Source organism: Yoonia litorea (assembly GCF_900114675.1).
GTDB lineage: Bacteria > Pseudomonadota > Alphaproteobacteria > Rhodobacterales > Rhodobacteraceae > Yoonia > Yoonia litorea.
Window position 1 is genome coordinate 50,277 of sequence record NZ_FOZM01000001.1, and the last position, 17,942, is coordinate 68,218.

The 17,942-nt window shown below is 57.4% G+C and carries 15 protein-coding genes and 1 pseudogene; 8 read left to right on the plus strand and 8 right to left on the minus strand.

Translation table 11 applies throughout. The features are described from left to right. Positions 1-8: 8 nt before the first annotated feature. The 5 genes from BM316_RS00310 to BM316_RS00330 form a co-directional block, all read right to left on the minus strand. Positions 9-1,793 (minus strand): sodium:solute symporter family protein, encoded by a 1,785-nt coding sequence (locus BM316_RS00310; RefSeq protein ID WP_090202519.1) that lies wholly within the window; start codon positions 1,791-1,793, stop codon positions 9-11. A gap of 4 nt (positions 1,794-1,797) precedes the next feature. Next, positions 1,798-2,058, minus strand: a complete 261-nt coding sequence (locus BM316_RS00315; RefSeq protein ID WP_090202521.1) for a DUF4212 domain-containing protein — start codon at positions 2,056-2,058, stop codon at positions 1,798-1,800. 65 nt (positions 2,059-2,123) lie between these two features. Next, positions 2,124-2,810, minus strand: coding sequence for an adenylate kinase (locus tag BM316_RS00320; protein WP_090202524.1), 687 nt, complete (start codon positions 2,808-2,810; stop codon positions 2,124-2,126). 4 nt (positions 2,811-2,814) lie between these two features. Further along, a complete protein-coding gene (acs, locus tag BM316_RS00325) occupies positions 2,815-4,779 on the minus strand; it encodes an acetate--CoA ligase (protein WP_090202526.1) in 1,965 nt (654 codons plus the stop codon). Positions 4,780-5,158: 379 nt separating this feature from the next. Next, positions 5,159-5,917, minus strand: coding sequence for a glutathione S-transferase family protein (locus BM316_RS00330; protein WP_090202529.1), 759 nt, complete (start codon positions 5,915-5,917; stop codon positions 5,159-5,161). Positions 5,918-6,074: 157 nt separating this feature from the next. On the opposite strand from BM316_RS00330, the gene mscL reads away from it, so the two are divergent. Further along, a complete protein-coding gene (gene mscL / locus BM316_RS00335; protein WP_090207276.1) occupies positions 6,075-6,509 on the plus strand; it encodes a large conductance mechanosensitive channel protein MscL in 435 nt (144 codons plus the stop codon). A gap of 88 nt (positions 6,510-6,597) precedes the next feature. Here mscL and ald read toward each other — a convergent pair whose 3' ends face one another. Further along, positions 6,598-7,716, minus strand: coding sequence for an alanine dehydrogenase (gene ald / locus BM316_RS00340; RefSeq protein WP_090202530.1), 1,119 nt, complete (start codon positions 7,714-7,716; stop codon positions 6,598-6,600). Between the two features lie 138 nt (positions 7,717-7,854). On the opposite strand from ald, the gene BM316_RS00345 reads away from it, so the two are divergent. From BM316_RS00345 to BM316_RS00355, 3 genes are all read left to right on the plus strand, one after another. After that, positions 7,855-8,319, plus strand: a complete 465-nt coding sequence (locus BM316_RS00345) for an Lrp/AsnC family transcriptional regulator (RefSeq protein ID WP_090202533.1) — start codon at positions 7,855-7,857, stop codon at positions 8,317-8,319. A gap of 158 nt (positions 8,320-8,477) precedes the next feature. Then, a complete protein-coding gene (locus BM316_RS00350) occupies positions 8,478-9,821 on the plus strand; it encodes a matrixin family metalloprotease (RefSeq protein WP_165606510.1) in 1,344 nt (447 codons plus the stop codon). Further along, the gene (locus BM316_RS00355) at positions 9,818-10,615 is read left to right on the plus strand and encodes a transferrin-binding protein-like solute binding protein (protein WP_090202537.1); all 798 of its coding nucleotides are present in this window, start codon (positions 9,818-9,820) and stop codon (positions 10,613-10,615) included. The genes BM316_RS00350 and BM316_RS00355 overlap by 4 nt, the downstream gene beginning before the upstream one ends. On the opposite strand, the gene BM316_RS00360 is transcribed toward BM316_RS00355, so the two are convergent. Beyond that, positions 10,584-11,846 carry a Coenzyme F420 hydrogenase/dehydrogenase, beta subunit C-terminal domain gene (locus BM316_RS00360; RefSeq protein ID WP_090202539.1) on the minus strand — a complete coding sequence of 421 codons (1,263 nt, stop codon included), beginning with the start codon at positions 11,844-11,846 and terminating at the stop codon, positions 10,584-10,586. The genes BM316_RS00355 and BM316_RS00360 overlap by 32 nt on opposite strands. A 237-nt stretch (positions 11,847-12,083) precedes the next feature. Here BM316_RS00360 and BM316_RS00365 point away from each other — a divergent pair, with 237 nt between their 5' ends. From BM316_RS00365 to BM316_RS00375, 3 genes and pseudogenes are all read left to right on the plus strand, one after another. Continuing rightward, positions 12,084-13,106, plus strand: coding sequence for an aspartate-semialdehyde dehydrogenase (locus tag BM316_RS00365; RefSeq protein WP_090202542.1), 1,023 nt, complete (start codon positions 12,084-12,086; stop codon positions 13,104-13,106). 299 nt (positions 13,107-13,405) lie between these two features. Continuing rightward, positions 13,406-15,049, plus strand: a complete 1,644-nt coding sequence (locus BM316_RS00370) for a DUF4139 domain-containing protein (RefSeq protein ID WP_090202544.1) — start codon at positions 13,406-13,408, stop codon at positions 15,047-15,049. 22 nt (positions 15,050-15,071) lie between these two features. Next, a pseudogene (locus tag BM316_RS00375) lies at positions 15,072-15,508 on the plus strand (c-type cytochrome). Between the two features lie 108 nt (positions 15,509-15,616). Here BM316_RS00375 and BM316_RS00380 read toward each other — a convergent pair. Further along, on the minus strand, positions 15,617-17,263 hold the full coding sequence (locus tag BM316_RS00380; protein ID WP_090202547.1) for an electron transfer flavoprotein-ubiquinone oxidoreductase: 1,647 nt from the start codon (positions 17,261-17,263) through the stop codon (positions 15,617-15,619). Between the two features lie 203 nt (positions 17,264-17,466). Between BM316_RS00380 and greA the strand changes: the two genes are divergently transcribed. Continuing rightward, positions 17,467-17,937, plus strand: coding sequence for a transcription elongation factor GreA (gene greA, locus BM316_RS00385; RefSeq protein ID WP_090207278.1), 471 nt, complete (start codon positions 17,467-17,469; stop codon positions 17,935-17,937). The last annotated feature ends 5 nt before the right edge of the window (positions 17,938-17,942 follow it).

Below are 17,942 nucleotides of genomic sequence, written 5' to 3' on the forward strand. Positions count from 1 at the left end.
GTCAGTTTTTAGTGGTCAGAGGCTGCACCAGCACCACGTGGGATACGGACGCTTTCGACCAGATCCTTGATGTGCTGTGGTGTTTCCTTGGTCATGCCAGCGACGATGTAAGCAACTGCGAAGTTGATCATGGCGCCAATCGCACCGAACGAGGTGGACTTGACCGGACCAAGAAGCGGATCAGCATCGGTGAACATGTTTGTGTCCGGGATGAAGAACCAGCCCTTGTGCAGGAAGATGTAGAGCAGTGTCACGATCAGACCTGCCAGCATACCTGCAACAGCACCTGTGTTGTTGATGCGTGTCGAGAAGATACCCATCATCAGCGCAGGGAAGATCGAGGCCGCTGCCAGACCGAAGGCCAAGGCCACGGTTTGTGCCGCAAATCCTGGTGGGTTCAGACCCAAGAGAACCGCCACGACAATCGCTGCTGCCATCGAGATACGCGCTGCCATCAACTCGCCCTTTTCCGACATGTTTGGTGTCAGCTGACCCTTCAGAAGGTCGTGTGAGACCGCGGAAGAGATCGCCAAGAGCAGACCAGCCGCTGTAGAAAGCGCAGCTGCAAGACCGCCGGCAGCAACCAGACCGATAACCCAGGAAGGCAGGTTAGCAATTTCTGGGTTCGCCAGAACCAGGATGTCACGGTTGAAGTTTGTCAGCTCGTTACCAGCCCAACCATTGGCTTCTGCACGCGCCTGAAGCTCGGCGTTGCCATCGTTGTAGTACTGGATCAGGCCGTCGCCGTTCTTGTCTTCCCAGTCCAACAGACCGGTTTTCTGCCATGTGGCCATCCAAGCGTATTCCTCGGATGTGTTGATCTGCTCAACGGATACAGCCGCACCATCGGTGCCATTTGGCCACATCAGTTCAGAGATGTTCAGGCGTGCCATCGCACCAACAGCAGGTGCTGTGAGGTAAAGCAATGCGATGAAGACAAGCGTCCAACCAGCGGACCAACGTGCGTCAGACACCTTTGGAACGGTGAAGAAGCGCATGATGACGTGTGGCAGACCGGCTGTACCGATCATCAGTGACAGGGTGAAGAGCACCATGTTGATGGTCGAACCGTGCGCGGCTGTGTACTCGGCAAAGCCAAGGTCACGAACGATCTGGTCGAGTTTCGCCAGAAGCGGCTCACCGGATGCAGTATGCTCACCAAAGAGGCCGAGGGCCGGAATTGGGTTGCCGGTCAGCTGCAGCGAGATGAAGATCGCAGGGATTGTGTAGGCTGTGATCAGCACGCAGTACTGAGCAACCTGTGTGTACGTCACACCCTTCATGCCGCCGAAAACGGCGTAGGCGAACACAACACATGATCCCAAAAGCAGACCAGTTGTCGTGTCGATCTCAAGGAAGCGGCCGAAGGCAATACCAACACCCTGCATCTGACCGATAACATAAGTGATGGAGGCAACCAGAAGACAGATCACGGCAACCATACGCGCGGTTGGGCTGTAAAAACGATCACCAATGAACTCTGACACGGTGAACTTGCCGAACTTACGCAGATAAGGTGCAAGCAACAAAGCCAGAAGCACATAGCCACCGGTCCATCCCATCAGGAAGGATGAGTTGTCGTAACCGGTGAAGGCGATCAGGCCAGCCATCGAAATGAACGATGCGGCTGACATCCAGTCAGCAGCCGTCGCCATACCGTTGGTGACAGGGTGAACACCGCGTCCCGCTGCGTAGAATTCCGATGTGGAACCCGCACGCGCCCAGATCGCGATACCGATGTAGAGGGCAAACGAGCCACCTACAAAGAGAAGGTTGATTGTAAACTGATCCATTGGATTATTCCTCGTCTACGCCGTGCTCTTTATCGAGCTTGTTCATGCGCCAGGCGTAAAAGAAGATCAGTCCGAGAAAGACGATGATCGATCCTTGCTGGGCAAACCAGAAGCCCAGGTCAGTACCGCCAACGGCGATTCCGGCCAGGACTGGACGCAGGATGATCCCGAATCCGAAAGAGACCAGCGCCCAGATCGCGAGGCTGATCAAAATTAAACGCACATTGGCTTGCCAATAAGCGTTGGTGTCATTCTTGACATTCATGAGGTGTGTTCCTCCCTTTGGTGGCTACAAACCCGCCCGGGGATCAGGCGGGTTATTCCATAAAATCAGTACATTACCCTCTTGGTAATAGACTGAAGCTCGTTCGCGATCTCCTCTATCGCACCCATGGCGTTGACGCGGGCAAGCGCGCCCTTAACGTCGTAGTATGCAATGAGTGGAGCGGTCTGTTCATGATATGAATCAAGTCGGGATGCGACAGTTTGTGCATTATCATCCGCCCGACGTTTCATTTCGGTCGATCCGCATTTGTCGCATTTTCCGGTCTCGGCCGTCGGTTTGAAGGTATCGTGATAGCCTTCGCCACAGCCGCCGCAGGTGAAACGTCCCGCAATTCGCGTGACCATTTCAGCATCTTCGACTTCGAGGCTGATTGCCGCGTTGATACGCTGACCGGTAGAGGCGAGCAGGGCGTCAAGCGCCTCTGCCTGTACGGTCGTGCGTGGAAAGCCGTCGAGAATGACGCCCTTGGCGCAATCAGGCTCGGCCAGACGGTCGCGCAGGATCGCGATGACAATATCATCGCTGACCAGACCGCCGGCTTCCATCACGGCTTTGGCTTCTAGGCCTGCATCTGTGCCAGCTGCGACTGCTGCGCGGAGGAGATCGCCTGTCGACAGCTGGACCAGCCCGAATTGCTCTTCGAGCATCCGAGCTTGCGTGCCTTTGCCGGCCCCTGGAGGGCCAAGCAAAATAAGCACGGGGGAGGAGGTGGGTGTTGTTGTTCCGTCCATGATCTTAGTCCTTCCGGTTCATGCGGTTGGCGATCAGATCGTCAACGACCGAGGGGTCGGCCAAAGTAGAGGTGTCACCCAAGGCGCCAAAGTCGTCTTCGGCGATCTTGCGCAGGATGCGGCGCATGATTTTACCCGAACGAGTTTTTGGCAGGCCAGGGGCCCATTGGATCAAGTCAGGCTTGGCGATCGGGCCGATCTCTGTCCGGACCCAGACCTCAAGTTCCTTACGCAGCGCATCAGAAGGTTCTTCGCCATTCATCAGTGTCACGTAGGCGTAGATGCCTTGGCCTTTCACATCATGCGGATAGCCAACCACCGCGCTTTCAGCGACTTTGGCGTGGGCAACAAGGGCGCTTTCGACTTCTGCTGTGCCCATCCGGTGACCGGACACGTTGATCACATCATCGACGCGACCTGTGATCCAGAAATCGCCGTCTTCATCGACGCGGCAGCCATCACCAGAGAAGTAGTAGCCTTTGTAATCGCTGAAGTAGGTCTTCTCGAAACGTTCGTGGTCGCCCCAGACAGTGCGCATCTGGCCGGGCCAGCTGTCGCCGATACAAAGAACGCCTTCGATGCCTTTGCCTTCGATCACTTCGCCGCTTGTGGGCTCAAGGACAACGGGTTTCACACCGAAGAATGGCTGCTGGGCCGCACCGGGCTTGAGCGTTGTGGCACCTGGCAGCGGTGTCAGCATATGACCACCGGTTTCAGTCTGCCAGAAAGTATCGACAATCGGGCAACGGCCCTGACCGACGACCTCATGGTACCAGTTCCATGCTTCGGGGTTGATTGGCTCACCAACAGAACCAAGAATGCGCAGATCGGAAAGATCGTGCTTTGTAACCCATTCGTTGCCGGCACCCATCAAAGCGCGGATCGCAGTCGGCGCAGTGTAGAACTGGTTGACCTTGTGCTTGGCACATACTTCCCAAAAGCGGCCTGCATCAGGATAGGTCGGCACACCCTCAAACATGATGGTTGTCGCACCGTTGGCGAGTGGTCCGTAAACAATATAGCTATGGCCAGTGACCCAGCCCACATCAGCGGTGCACCAGAAGATGTCGCCGTCGTGATAATCAAAGACATACTCATGCGTCATTGATGCATAGACGAGGTATCCACCGGTCGTGTGAACAACACCCTTCGGCTGACCAGTCGAGCCGGAGGTATAGAGAATAAACAGCGGGTCTTCGGCGTTCATTTCTTCTGCCGTGCAATCGGCAGATGCCTGTTCAGACAGAGCGTTGTAATCGTAGTCACGCTCCGTCCAGGCGGTCTCGCTGCCGGTGCGTTTGACGACAAGGCATTTCACGTCATCTTCGCACTGGGCAAGTGCGGCGTCCGTGTTCGCCTTGAGCGGTGTTTCCCGACCGCCCCGTGGGGCGAAGTCGGCAGTAATAACGACCTTGGCGCCGCATCCGTTGATACGTGCGCCAAGGGCATCGGGAGAGAACCCTGCAAAAACGATGGAGTGGATCGCTCCGATGCGCGCACATGCGAGCATCGCATATGCTGCTTCGGGGATCATTGGCAGATAGATGATGACGCGGTCACCTTTAGAGACGCCAAGATCCTTCAGGACATTAGCCATCTTGCAAACTGACCCGTGGAGTTCGCGGTAGGTGATGTGTTTTGCGTCTTCTTTCGTTGGATCATCTGGTTCCCAGATGATTGCCGTCTGATCGCCGCGTGTTTCAAGGTGGCGGTCGATGCAATTTGCAGCAACGTTCAGCGTGCCGTCCTCGAACCAACGAATGTCGATGTTGCCGGGCTCAAACGATGTATTTTTTACCTTCGTGTACGGGGTCATCCACTCAAGGCGAAGACCTTCCTTGCCCCAGAACGCTTCCGGATCATTGATCGACGTGGCGTACATTTCGGCATAGCCAGTGGCGTCTACATGCGCGCGGGCGCTCATCTCAGCGCTTGGTGGATAAGCGGCCTGGCTGGGCATTTCTTGCATAGTCATAACATTTCTCCTCAGGATTGAGCGCCAAGAGCAGATGGGCGCTATAGCTGCTCAATCGGCATCAACATAACGCATATGTGTTAAGTTGAGGCGTTGTCTGTTGAGAATAAACGTTTTATCTGTCAAAAAATTTTCTGCGAGTGTTTGACAGGCGGAAATAACTTTCCTGTGAGCGCTAAAATTTCAGTGTTTTCAATTATGCGCTGTTTTGAAGTGCTGAAGGATTGTGTGCAATGGTATGCTGAATACTGGCAGCAAATCCTTTATTCAAATGCAAACCGGAGCGCCAATTGGCGCTCCGGTCAGGATTTCTCAAAGGTTTCTTTGCTGCGTCTTGCGAGAAGGATTCGCAAGATTCGGACCCTGTCGTTGGTCAGGCCGTCTTGCGGGGTTGGGTGGGTGTGCTTGTTGCGTTCGCGGCAGTTTGATGCGCCGCAGAAGGGTCTGGAATGCGCTTCGCCTTTGCGACAGCAGGTCGTGCATAGAAACGTTCAACATACGCAGGCACGTTCTTCAGATCGTAATAACCTACCTCTTCTTTCATGCCGTAAAATTCCAGCGCATTAAGCCAAGGGGCCAGCGCGATGTCTGCAATTGAGAAATCGCCTGCAATCCAGTCCTGACCTTCAAGTGCTTCATCAATGACTGCGAGAAGACGTATGGCTTCGTCGCGGTAGCGATTACGGGGAAGCGGGTCTTCCATCTCTTTTCCGGCAAACTTCCAAAAGAAGCCCATCTGCCCGAACATTGGTCCAACACCACCCATTTGAAACATCAGCCACTGGATGATCTTTGCCTTTTCGTGCGCCGAGTTGCCGAGCAATTTTCCCGACTTTTCGGCGAGGTATATGAGGATAGCTCCGCTTTCAAACAAACCGATGGGTTCACCGTCAGGTCCGTTGGGGTCAATGATTGCCGGGATCTTGTTGTTTGGATTAAGCGACAGGAAAGCATCGCTTTTGACGTCGCTGTCGGACAGAGTCACCAGATGCGGTTCATAGTCCAGTCCCATTTCTTCAAGTGCGATCGAGACTTTAACGCCGTTGGGTGTTGGGAAAGAATAAAGCTGGATCACGGAAGGGTCTTCGGCGGGCCAGCGTTGTGTAATCGGGAAGGCGGAGAGATCAGTCATAGTGTTTGTCCATAAAAATGCTTCTGGGGCTTAAGCTATGATGCCGCAGGCCACAAAAAAGGCGTGCGACTGTGTAAGTTGGACGCTTATAGTGTGCGCAGGCGCGCATAGAGGCATCCGTCCTTGTGCGCGTGTGCGAACACGAATGGGGACAAAAATGATAAACGAATTCAAAACATTTATTGCGAAGGGCAATGTCATGGACATGGCCGTGGGCATTATTATCGGTGCTGCCTTCACGGCGATCGTGACATCGCTTGTCGGTGACTTGATTAATCCGATTATCGGACTTGTGTCCGGTGGTGTCGACTTTACGAACAACTATGCTGTTCTGGCGGGAGACGTCCCGGCAGGTGCAAGTCTTGAGGCCGCGCGAGAGGCAGGCGCGTCAATCTTTGCCTACGGTGCGTTCGTTATGGCCGTCATCAATTTTCTGATCATTGCATTTGTTGTTTTCATGCTGGTGAAAACGGTGAACCGGATCAAGGATCAAGCTGTCGATAAGGGCGAGCCTGTCCCGGAGGCGCCAAAGGGCCCGACCGAGTTGGAAGTCCTTCTGGAGATCAGGGACCAGCTGGCCAAACAAGGCTAGCGGGAACTGCTTTGGTGAAGAAAGGCCCACCCGGAAATGGTGGGCCTTTCTCTTATCGGCGTCCTTTAAAGGCGCGGCTTGCTACTCATCAGCTTTTTAGGGCCAAAGACGGTGAGATGACGTCGATCCCGAGCGCTTTGCCCACAGCGTAGTATGTCAGTTTGCCCGCGTGCACGTTTAAGCCGTTCAGCAGGTGAGGGTCATCCTCACAGGCTTTCCGCCACCCTTTGTCTGCGAGTGCGAGCATGAATGGCATCGTCGCGTTGCCGAGAGCGATGGTAGACGTCCGGGCCACGGCTCCTGGCATGTTTGCGACGCAATAATGCATGATGCCATCAACATCATAGATCGGATCCTGATGCGTTGTGGCGCGTGATGTTTCAAAGCAACCGCCCTGGTCGATTGCCACATCGACGAGTGCCGCGCCGTTTTTCAACTCTGACAGTTGTGCTTTTGAAATCAGCTTTGGTGCAGCCGCTCCGGGGATCAACACCGCCCCGATAATCAGATCGGCTTCTCTGGCAAGCTCGATGGTATTCCCCGCGCTGGCATAGCTCGTCTTGAATTGCTGGCCAAAGGTATCATCGAGATATCTCAAGCGCGGGAGTGAGCGGTCCAGCACGTTGACGTCGGCGCCCATGCCTGCCGCGATCCGTGCGGCATGCGTTCCCACAACGCCGCCACCGATGACCACAACACGAGCAGGGCCAACGCCGGGTACACCGCCCATCAGCACACCGCGTCCGCCATTCGCTTTTTGAAGGGTCCACGCGCCGACTTGGGGCGCGAGCCGCCCTGCCACTTCGGACATAGGTGCAAGCAGCGGCAGCCCACCACGGTCGTCGGTTACGGTTTCATATGCAATGCATGTGGCACCTGAGGCCAAGAGGTCATGTGTTTGATCGGGGTCCGGTGCGAGATGCAGGTAAGTGAACAGGATTTGCCCTTCGCGCAGCATCTTGCGTTCTTTAGGCTGGGGTTCCTTGACTTTGACAATCATGTCGGCAGTGGCAAAAACTTCTGCGGCGTCTGCAGCGATTGACGCGCCAGCAGACTGATAGTCCGCGTCGCTGAAGCCCGCGCCAACACCGGCTTGCGTTTCGATCGTGACTTTGTGGCCGTGGTTGACGGCCTCACGCGTCGCGTTGGGCGTCATGCCCACGCGAAATTCCTGCGGTTTGATCTCTTTTGGGCATCCAATGTGCATGGCAATACTTCTCCTTCTCCCTGAAGGGAGTGTCCTACGCGTTTTATGCAATGTCTTCGGGAATTCTCTTGGATTTCTTGCATCAGAACGGTAGCTTCTTGCGTGTCTGTAGCATTTTTTCGGAAATTATCGCGCAAAATGGATATCGATAGTATCGACCGGCGAATCCTGGAGGTCCTTCAAAAGTCGGGGCGTATGTCCAATGCCGAACTGTCTGAAAAGGCCAATCTTTCGGCGTCAGCATGCCACCGTCGGGTCCAGCGCCTAGAGAAAGAGGGTTACATCCGCGACTACGTGGCCCTGCTTGATCCGCGTAAAGTCGGGCGGCCTACCACAGTTTTTGTCGAGATCACGCTCAGTGGTCAGGCGGATGAGGTTCTTGATGCATTCGAGCGGGCGGTCGCGCGTGTGCCTGATGTATTGGAATGCCACCTGATGGCAGGAACGGCCGATTACCTGCTGAAGGTTGTTGCTGGCGATACAGAAGACTTCGCCCGCATCCATCGTAGATATCTAGCGACACTGCCTGGCGTTGCCCAAATGCAGTCATCCTTTGCGCTCAGAACCGTGCGCAACACAACAGCACTTCCGGTGGATCGTTAGACTGTTCTTCAACATTGCCCTCTAAAGACCTTGCCCAATTGGCAGAGACTCGCCGAACGCGATTTCGCGCCTCTTTCGCCATATTGCATCCATTTTGGAGATGTAATTTAGCAGGAAAGCGCTCGCTTTGCCGGCGGACATAAAAAGGAATGTTCTTTATGTGTATCTTGTGTGGATGCGACGACTGCACGGGTGAGGGGTTCTTGGCCTCTTCCGGTGGCGGTGGCACCAGCACGTCGTACCAGTTGATCACGACCTCCGCGGCAAGCAGTATTCCCAATAGCAACGTCAAATGGGGCCGCGACGTGCTTGGCACTGGCAGCGGTGAAATCACGTGGTCACTGTCATTGGCCGGTTTGCAAATGAGTGGCTATGCAGAGTCGCTTTTTGTCGCTGCTGCCGAGGCGGCGTTTGCGGCATGGGCATCCGTGGCAAATCTGACTTTTACTTACGTAGAAGGTGATGCTGACATTGATGTCGTCACGGCACGCGAAACAGATGAAGGTCTGAGCATTCTTGCCGGTGAAACAGTTGGTGTTGCTTATTATTCGTTCCAGAACGGAGAACGGGCAGGAGACGGCATCGCAGAGATCACCGAGGCCGAGATTTATATGGATCTGGCGCCAGCGTGGTCTCCAAACGGAGAAGAGGGGATTCTCAGCTACTTTGGCGTTCTGCTGCATGAGATTGGTCATACCCTCGGACTGGCCCATGTGAATGACCGCGACCAGATCATGAATACGCCGATCTCGACGAATGCATTAGGCGATGGCGACATCGCCGGGATCAGAGCGCTTTATGGTTTCCGTGAGATCGGGACGGGCGGTAACGACATCCTGACGCTGGCCTTGCAAGGGGCCGGCAACGACTTTCTGGCATTGGGTGGCGATGACCAGATTACCGGAACGTCGATTGCAGACCGGATCTTTGGCGGTGCCGGTGACGATGCGCTGAACGGTGCGGGAGGCAACGATCTTCTTGTCGATACATCCGGCAAAAACACCATTGTCGGTGGCGACGGCGGCGATACCATCATTGGCGGCCTTGGTCAGTTGGACGCCGATGGGCAGGAGGGCGCCGATATCCTGATCGGCGGGATTGGCGATGACACGCTTAACGGTGGCAACGGCAACGATGTTTTGCGGGGTGATCCATCTGGGAGCTATTTTGGCGGCTCGGATCGTCTGACAGGCGGGGCAGGCGATGATCTTCTGGAAGGTGGACGCGGCGCTGATGTCTTCGTTTTCACCTCAGGCAGCGGCTCAGATACCATTGGACGCATAACCGATATTTCGGCAAGCCCCGTAATGGAGGGGCAGGACTTTCTGCCGGGCGTCGATCAAATTGATCTCAGTGCGATTTACACCCCGGGCCAGTTCGACGCGATGTTCAGCCATTGGGCGACATCCTCGGGCGATGCCCTGTTTGACAACGGCGATATCCTGATCCGCGTGATTGGCGTTGCGCATACAGACCTGAGCGCGGGGGATTTCATTTTATGACTGCCGTTTCGTTGAAAAATGCGATCATCCTGTCGGTCTTTGCTATGGCGGCCTGTGGTGGATCGGGGTCCGGCGGAGGTGGCGCAGGTACCGGTGCCATCGGCGTGGATGAAGTCGAGTCGCTGGACTACTCCGACCTTGGTGACCGCGGCGCAGTGGGCACCGCGGCCGTGACATACGTTGTACTTGACGGCGAAATTGCGACGTCTGATGCGGATGCAACGCTTGATTACACGACAGGCCAGATTGCTGGCGGCGCCCTTGATGGTACCTCCCTTGTGACGAGTGACTATGAGAACCCTGCTGATGGTGAATACTCACGCATTATTGCACTAGATGGTGCGGAGACCTTGTTTGGTGCAGGTGGATTGATCACGAGGGTGAGCGATCTGCCGGATGCTGGCACCACGAATTACAACCTCGGTTGGGTCGGACTGACCGCAACAACCGATACAGATGTTTATACGCTCACCGGGGATGCCACCTTTGTCTCGAACTGGACGAACGGTTCGATCCGAGGGGATTTTGACAAGCTATCCGGGACAGATGCGCTTGATCAAAGCGTCAGCGACGTCGGAACGATCACGTTGCTCGTTTCTGGCGCAAGCATCAGTGGCTCATCATTTTCCGGCGGTACGGTCTCGGGCACCGGTACTTTCGCCTCATTGGATGCAGGTAGTGATACCAGCAAGTCCGCAGGTCGGTTTTTCGGGCCAGCGGCTGACGAGATCGGGGGAATCCTCGTCATTGAAGATGCAGACGTTAGTATTCTAGGTGCTTATCAGGCCGACTAGCGGCTTTAGTGTTGTCCGGAATGGCTTCGTTCTCAAGCGTTTCCGGCAACAGCCCATAAGGGGCTGCGAGGTTCCAAACATGGGCGGGGACCATATTCTTCATCTTTGCCGGTTCCTCGCGGCGCAGGTGTAGGATGGTTTCGGCTGCCTTCATCTCAAGCCGCGCACGTGCGAATTCGAGGCCGCGCGGTCCGAAGCGGGGCTGCACCCAGGCGACAATGCCGCGCAGCCAGTCAGGCATGTGGCGCAACGGTAGGCCACCAGCGGCGAGCCGTGTGTTTTCGATAAATCCTTTGACGCCGCCCTGCCGGTTGCCCTTGCTGCCCGGCGGGGCAAGGCGGACTTCGTCGGCAAGGCCTGCCAGAATCTCGGCCCCGCGGTCATTGCGGACGATCAGCCATTGATCGCCCTCGCCCGCCATATAGCCCACGGTGATATCGGCCAGCCGGTTGGTGTAATCGACGCAGGTGCGACAAGTGGTCGGGAAGAAGTCACGCGGCAGGTCCGAGAGCGGCAACCGCAGGAAGGGAATTTCGCGCTTCGTCCCGTCCTCGAAGCGTAGCTCGACGTGATAGTCGGCGCGGAATTCAAGGTAGGTGACGGTCTCCGGCCTATCGGTGAGCCGCGCGAGAAAGCCATGGAAATTGTCAGTCGTCGTGTTGTCCGAGCAGGGCGTGCCGATGACGTAGATCCGTTCGAACCCCAGTTGCGCCTCAAGTGCGCGCAGGGCGTAGATCTGGCATGGGATGCCGATTACTGCGAGCCGTTTGTAGCCCGCCTCACGTGCCGGTTCGAGCAGGGCGAGAAGGGGCGCGTAGCCCATGCGCATCCCGCGTGCCTCGGCCATCTGGGCGGGGTCAGTGATCAGCGCGGGGCGGGGGCGCCATTTGTCGTCTGCGTCGGGGACCATTGTCAGAACCGCATCAACGGCTCCCGTTTCCAGCAGGCGTTCAGCAAGGCGGGTTGTCAGCCCCGTCCATTGTGCGCCTTCGCGCGGTGGGGTGAGGGCCGCGCGGTACATTGTTTGTGCCACGCCGAAATAGGCTTCGTCGCCAGTGGTTTCGGCAGGTCGTCCGTGGATGCTGGCCTCGGCTGAGGGGTAGTCGGGTTTGATGAACTGGCAGGCGGTGCCACAGGCGCTCGGGTCGGCCATGCGCGAGACGCCGCAATCGGTGCAGAGTTTGCGCGGGATTGCGGCGCGTAATCCGGGAGTGATGTTGGAGCCGTCCATGCAGGCAGTCTAGCGGGACATGGGGGTGTGTCTAGTTTTGTTTACATTCTTGCGGTGTGAGCAACCAAAGCACCGCGCCCGCCCCGTGGGGGCGGTTCGGGCGCTCTGCGAGCTTTGCTTGCGCAATGGTCACCAGCTATGCCTTTCACGCCACCCTTCCTTGCATTCGCAGTGCGCCCCTTCCCCTTACCGCGCCCTTTCGCTAAAGGGGCCGCATTGAAACCAAGGAGTCAGCCAATGGGCTATCGAATCGTCGTCGTTGGTGCCACCGGTAACGTGGGCCGCGAAATGCTGAACATCCTCGCCGAACGGGCCTTCCCCGTTGACGAGATTGCCGTACTTGCCAGCCGAAAATCGCTTGGCACAGAAGTCAGCTTTGGCGAGACAACCCTGACGACGAAAGACCTCGACACCTTTGACTTCACCGGCTGGGATATGGCGCTGTTTGCCGTGGGCTCTGAGGCCACGAAAGTCTATGCGCCCAAGGCCGCCAAGGCCGGTTGCGTGGTCATCGATAACTCGTCGCTTTATCGCTACGACGCCGATATCCCTCTGATCGTGCCAGAGGTGAACCCTCAGGCGGTCCACGGCTATGCCAAAAAGAACATCATCGCGAACCCCAACTGCTCGACCGCGCAGATGGTTGTCGCACTCAAGCCCTTGCATGATCGCGCAGCGATCAAGCGCGTCGTTGTGAGCACCTACCAGTCCGTCTCCGGTGCCGGCAAGGAAGGCATTGACGAGCTGTGGGACCAGACCAAGAGCATCTACAACCCCACCGACGACAAGCCGGCCAAGAAGTTCACCAAGCAGATCGCATTCAACGTCATTCCCCACATCGACGTCTTCATGGAAGACGGCTCGACCAAGGAAGAATGGAAGATGGTCGCCGAGACCAAAAAGATCGTCGATCCGTCGATCAAGGTCACAGCGACCTGCGTCCGCGTGCCTGTTTTCGTGGGCCACTCCGAGGCGATCAACATCGAGTTCGAGGACTTTCTTGACGAGGACGAGGCCCGCGACATCCTCCGCGAGGCCCCCGGTGTCATGGTGATCGACAAGCGCGAGAACGGCGGCTACGTCACCCCCGTTGAGTGCGTGGGCGATTTCGCGACCTTCATCAGCCGCATCCGTCAGGACAGCACCATCGAGAACGGCATCAACCTGTGGTGCGTTTCGGACAACCTGCGCAAGGGTGCAGCGCTGAACGCGGTGCAGATTGCGGAGCTCTTGGGCCGTGAGTGCCTGAAGAAGGGCTGAGGCTACAGCTGAAGTAACAGTTTTGAGGGGCGTCCTGCGGGGCGCCCCTTCTGTTTGCGATGAGCGGTGCGGGCGGGAACAGCCCGACCTGGAGGGCTTTGAGCACCTCAGCGATGCGCTGCCATCGCCAAGAAATCGTGCGTCGGTCCTGAGAGCGAGGCTGCAAAACAGCCCTCCTGGGGGAGGTCGGGCTGTGCCCTGCTGCGCCGGGCGATTGGAAGTTATTTTGATGCTTCTCCAAGGATTACCCCACCAGAGGCGTCTTATCTCCAAAGACACCCCTGACAGGAGACATCCCGATGTTCCGCCATTTGCTTTTGACCAGCGCCATAGCACTTGCCGCCCCCGCCTTTGCCGACACCTTCACCGCTGATGCGGATGTAGACGCCGTCACCATTTACCCCGGCCTTGCAGCCGTCACGCGCCAGGTCACGCTGAATGTGCCCGCCGGTCGCCATGAGATCATCGTGCCGGGCCTGCCGCAGGGTCTTTCGACCCAAGGCTTGCGCGTCGCCGCCCCGCAGGGGGCGCAGATTGGTGCGGTTAACCTCGCCTTTGACCGTCTGCCTGTGACGCCTGACATGAGCGCGCCCGAGATCGTCGCCGCCCGCGCTGAGGTGGAACGTCTGGAAGAGGTGCTGCGCGAAAGTGCCGCCCGTATCGCCGAAATCCGTCTGCGCGTGGCTGCGGTAGAAGAACAGATCACATTCCTGCAAAGCCTCGCAAAGGCGCAAGGTGGTGAGGGGTTCGGCTCTGCGGCGGACCTTGCCGCCCTTGCCCGGATGCTGGGGGCCGAGGTGCTGTCTGCCCGTCAGGCTGCCTTTGCCGCCGAGCAAGAGGCACAGGCTGCCGACCGCGCGCGTGCCGATGATATCGAAGCCCTGCGCGATGCCAAACAGGCCTTGGCCGCGCTGGCCACGCCCGATGAGGCGGGCGCGGTCCTGACCTTCACCCTCGCCGTGGAGGTCGCAGGCGAGATCACCATCGACATCACCACGCAGGAGGGCTTTGCCAACTGGCAGCCGCTCTATGACATGCGCCTGACCACGGGCGATGCGCCGCGTCTCGATGTCGACCGCGCCGTCGTGATTTCTCAGGCCAGCGGGCAGGATTGGACCGATGTGCAGCTGACGCTCTCGACCGCGCGTCCGGGCGAGCAGACGGGGCCGAGTGGCGTCTGGCCGATCCTGCGCCGGATCGTGCCCGAGGATGAGATCGGCCGCCTGATGCCCTTGGCAGAAGGGTTGGCGGTGGAATCGCGTGCTTTCTCGGACATGGCGGTTGAGGAATTTGCCGCCGAACCAATGACCGCGCAGGCTGATTTTTCCGGAGCGACAGTGACTTACGTCTACCCCTCGCGCGTGACGATCCGCGACGGTGTCGAGGACCTGCGCCTGCCGCTCGACCGTCTGGATTTTGACGCCGATGTCTGGGCAGAAGCCGTTCCCAGCCGCGACAGCATCGCCTACCGCATGGCGGCATTCACGAACGCCAGTGACGAATTGCTACTGCCCGGGCAGGCGCTGGTCTATGCCGACGGCACAATGCTGGGGTTCAGCCATCTGCCGCTCTTGGCCGCAGGGGCGGAGACGCAGATGGGCTTTGGTCCGCTGGACGCTCTGCGCCTGACGCGCACGATGCCCGAACGGATGGAGGGTGATCGCGGGGTCTTTACCACCACCAATGAACTGCGCGAGCGCGCCACACTGACGGTCGAAAACCTGACCGGTCAGAACTGGGACGTGCTCTTGCGCGATGCGGTTCCATACTCGGAACAGGAGGACCTCGACGTCGAGGTAAACGCCAGCCCCGCAGCGACCCGTCAGGATGTTGAGGGCCAACGCGGTGTCCTGGAATGGGATATGACCCTGCCAGTAGGTGACACAGAGGTGATCACGCTGGACTATACGCTGTCATGGCCAGAGGGGTATGTTCTGCGCTGAGGATCATCACCAGAGGCAGGACATGCAGACGATCGGGATTATTGCAGCCATCGGGGCGCTCGCACTGGGCGCCCCTGCACTCGCGGACCACGAGCTTGAGGGGCGCGATATCGCGCGTGGAGAGGTGCTCTAGCAGGAGAATTGCGCGGCCTGCCATGGCGTAAACCTTGAAGGGCAACCCGACTGGCAGATCCCCAACGCCGATGGCACATTGCCTGCACCGCCCCATGATGTGACAGGGCATACCTGGCACCACGACAATGCGCTGCTGTTCGACTACACGAAATTGGGTGGTCAGGGGGCGCTCGCGGCGCGCGGGATCACCGATTTCAAAAGCGGAATGCCGGCCTTTGACGGAGTGATCTGGATGACGATATCTGGGACGTCCTCGCCTTCATCCGCTCGCGCTGGCCGGAACGGGCGCGGGAGATTCAGGCGAGCCGGAATAGGCCGCACTGACCCGCCTTCACCTTGGTAAAAAACTCCGGGGGGCCGCCGAAGGCGGTGGGGGCAGCGCCCCCCTCTTTCCAGTTTAAGAAAGCCCCCGAAAATCGGGGGCTCTTCTGATCACATGTTCGGGTAATTCGGCCCGTCACCACCTTGTGGCACTGTCCAGGTAATGTTCTGGCTGGGGTCCTTGATGTCGCAAGTCTTGCAGTGGACGCAGTTCTGGAAATTGATCTGGAACTTGGTGTCATCCCCTTCGCCAACAAATTCGTAAACGCCTGCCGGGCAGTAGCGCGCTGATGGGCCTGCATATTTCGGCAGGTTAATGCCGACAGGCACCGACGCATCCTTGAGTTGCAAGTGAGCGGGCTGGCTTTCTTCGTGATTGGTAAAGCTGAAGCTGACGTTGGTCAGCCGGTCAAATGACAGCACACCATCGGGCTTAGGATAATCAATTGGTTTGTGCTTGCTGGCTTCCTCAGTTGCGGCTGCATCTGTTTTCCCATGGCTCAAGGTGCCCAGGACGCCAATTCCGAAGGTATTCATCCACATATCAGCACCGCCAACACCCAACGAGGCGAGCAGGCCGTACTTGGACCACAGCGGCTTGACGTTGCGCACTTTCTTGAGGTCCTTGCCGATTTCACCTTGGCGCACAGCATCGTCATAGCCATCAAGCATGTCACCGCCGCGACCATCGGAAATGGCCTGGGCTGCGGCCTCGGCGGCAGCGATGCCGGACAGCATTGCGTTATGGTTGCCCTTGATGCGGGGCACGTTGACCATACCAGCCGCACAGCCCAGCAGGGCACCACCCGGGAACTCAAGTTGCGGCATGGACTGATAGCCGCCTTCGCTGATAGCGCGCGCGCCGTAGGCGACCCGCTTGCCGCCCTTGAGCAGCTCGGCGACCATCGGATGATGCTTGAACCGCTGGAATTCCATGTATGGGAAAACGTGCGGGTTCTTGTAGTTCAAGTGAACCACAAAGCCGACGTAAACCTGATTGTTCTCAAGATGGTAGATGAACGATCCGCCGCCTGCATTGCTGTCGAGCGGCCAGCCCATCGTGTGCGTGACGGTGCCTTCTCTATGCTTCTCTGGGTCGATCTCCCAGATCTCTTTCATACCCAGACCGTATTTCTGGACGTCCGACTTGGTATCGAGACCGAACTTCGCAATCACCTGTTTGGACAGGGATCCGCGCACGCCTTCGCCAAGGAACACGTACTTCCCGTGAAGCTCCATCCCTGGCTCGTATGATGGTCCTGGTGTGCCATCGGCATTCTTGCCGAATTCGCCAGCAACGACGCCCTTCACCTCTCCATTTTCGCCATAGACGACTTCGGAACAGGCCATCCCGGGGAAAATCTCAACACCCAACTCTTCAGCTTGCTCGGCCATCCAGCGGCAGACATTGCCCATTGAGACGATGTAGTTGCCATGGTTGTTCATCAGCGGGGGCATCAACAGGTTCGGGATCCGCAACTGCCCGGCTTCGCCCAACATGTAGAAGTTGTCTTCCTTTACGGGCACATTGAGCGGCGCGCCTTTTTCCTTCCAGTCAGGGATCAGCGCATTGAGGCCGATGGGATCCAGCACAGCACCTGACAAGATATGCGCGCCGACTTCGGATCCCTTTTCCAGAACCACAACGTTCAGATCCGCATTGATCTGCTTGAGCCGGATGGCGGCAGACAGTCCCGCCGGACCAGCCCCGACGATGACGACGTCATATTCCATTGCTTCGCGTTCGATCTCAGCCATTGGACATCCTTTTGATTTTCAGGGCCAACGCCCCTTTCATTCAGTTGCCGCAAGCGTTACCTCATGGGAAACACGGGGACAATCAGGACACGGCGTCAAAATGCGCAGACGCGACAACGATACGCGCATTGGCCTTGACTTTGTGCGTTCTGCCTCGCGTAAGATCGACCGGCTAACAAGAATAACCCCGGAGGGGCATGACGATGGACAAGATACCTCTGACCCGTGCAGGCTTTGAAAAGCTGGAATCCGAACTCAAGCATCTCAAGTCAGTTGAACGACCTGCCATTATCCGCGCCATTGCCGAAGCGCGTGAACACGGCGATCTGTCTGAGAATGCCGAATATCACTCTGCGAAGGAAAAGCAGTCTTTCATTGAGGGGCGCGTCAAAGAGCTCGAGGGGGTCATTTCACTTGCTGATGTGATCGACCCGTCGAAACTGTCCGGGCCTGTCAAATTCGGCGCGACAGTTGAGGTCGTCGACGAAGACACCGATGAAGAAAAGACATATCAGATCGTCGGCGAATATGAGGCTGATATCGAGGCAGGTAAGTTGAACATGAAGTCGCCTTTGTCGCGCGCCTTGATCGGCAAGGAAGAAGGCGACAGCGTCGAAGTGCGCACTCCGGGCGGCGTACGCTCATACGAGATTTTATCCATCAGTTATAAGTAGAAAGC